Source organism: Mesorhizobium sp. M1328 (genome assembly GCF_040318075.1).
Classification (GTDB): domain Bacteria; phylum Pseudomonadota; class Alphaproteobacteria; order Rhizobiales; family Rhizobiaceae; genus Mesorhizobium.
In genome coordinates this window covers 1-1,587 of the sequence record NZ_JAMYLO010000071.1, presented here as the reverse complement: position 1 = coordinate 1,587, position 1,587 = coordinate 1, and the positions used below count along the sequence as shown (strand labels likewise).

Below are 1,587 nucleotides of genomic sequence, written 5' to 3'. Positions count from 1 at the left end.
ATATCATCGCGTCTCCCCAAAGAAAGCTTGACCCCAGCACTCCGGTGCTCAGGTTCTCCTGGCTGCCGGATGCGCACGTCTGCGGTCTTCACCGGATGCGTACCAGGCAAGGGGCGAAAACCTTGTCATAGAGTCAGATTCGGCCAACCGCGCCCGTTTATCCGCCTTGCCCTTCAAAAACCGCGGTAATCGATCTGTCCAGTTGCCGATCTGGATGACGGAGGATCGTGCGGAGGCGATGATGGTGACGGAGAGTCCCCGTCTGCCACTGGCGAATCTGCGCGAACTAGCGACGATTCCCGTTGCGCCGGAGGAGACAAGACAACCTCATCACTCCACCGCGCGCGGCTCATCCGGCTTCGTACACGCTGATCACGCGATCGATGGGTAGCCAGCGGCAGCAGCTCGAGCGCCGTAATCGGCGATGGTCAACGTCAAGGCCTCCGAATTCGGCTCGATGGTGCGCCTTGCCTTCCTGCGAGGGAGACTCGGCACCTGCGTTGCAAGAACCCAGCGCCCGACGATCGGTCTCCCGCCGATGTTGTGCTGCCGCGGCACCAGGCCATCGTGTTAGTCTAAGTTCATCGAGGGGTAAGCAGCGCACCGATAACGCGGCTTGGTCGTAGCGCTATTTACTTTGAATGACGTCTGGTTCTGCGTAATCCAAAACAAGTAAATTCTCGATTTTTATATATGTTTCTGGATAAACCTCACAATACCTCATGGTACGGTTATTATAAATTCTGTTACCGACATAGAAAAACCCGAGCTTAAGGTTTTTACGAAGCGAACGCGTGTTCGTTGGGCGAATGAATACAGTCACTTTCTTAAGTTTTAAATGCTCGAAAGCAAATTGGACTACTGCCCTGCCGGCCTCGAGCGCGATCCCCTTCCCCGAGGCCGCAAGGTGGAGGCAAGTTGCCATTTCCACGTTATTCGGATCTTCGGGCAGATACAGGCCGCTGCACCATAATCCACAATAGCCAGCGAATTTTCCGGCTTGGCTTTCATCTTTGACGAACAGCATCCATAAGCCGAAACGATTGTGCTGCCAATGACTGATGAACTGAAGCAGTGCAGCTTTCGACTGCTCTATCGTCGGATAGACTCCATCTCTGACGGCGTTTACCACGAACGGATCGCTAAGAAGTCCATGTAGAAGAAGCTCGTCGCTATGCGACGGCGGCCTTAGGATTAGGCGCGGCGTTTCTAAGATGTGCATGAGAAAAGTCCTTTTCTGAGCCGGCACTTCTAATTGAGCAGCGTGGACTATGATCTCCTAGAACGCGCGTTCCTTGGGTTAAAGTTCTAAGAAATCTCTGCAATAATCTTGTTTCCGGGATGCTGAAGGTTCTCTAAATTCGCTGAGAGTCTGTTTTGAAATTCAGGGATGAGCGTTTCGTCGGATGAGATTGCCGCCCATTGCGACAAGGATCATGGCGTGAGAGACGTCGATGCGCTGCTCGTAGTCGCGCACGAGGCGGCGAAGAAGTTGGCAATTTCGTTGTTGCGGCCGATCAAGTACTCGACTCTTTTTGCTTCTTCGGGATCCGTCAGAGTCGAGGCAGAAGGAGTCAGGATCGGGAC

General features: G+C 53.6%; 1 protein-coding gene and 1 pseudogene. Both read right to left on the bottom strand.

Features of this window, described 5'->3' with window-relative positions; translation table 11 throughout:
* Window positions 1–628 precede the first annotated feature (628 nt).
* A complete protein-coding gene (locus NKH23_RS34370; protein ID WP_353036781.1) occupies window positions 629–1,222 on the bottom strand; it encodes a GNAT family N-acetyltransferase in 594 nt (197 codons plus the stop codon).
* A 162-nt stretch (window positions 1,223–1,384) separates the two neighbouring features.
* Window positions 1,385–1,486: pseudogene (locus tag NKH23_RS34365) on the bottom strand (IS5/IS1182 family transposase); the annotation flags it as partial.
* Window positions 1,487–1,587 lie beyond the last annotated feature (101 nt).

Bases quoted from the DNA above. Each gene is read 5' to 3' on its own strand.
- NKH23_RS34370 (WP_353036781.1), bottom strand. From the start codon at position 1,222: ATGCACATCTTAGAAACGCCGCGCCTAATCCTAAGGCCGCCGTCGCAT.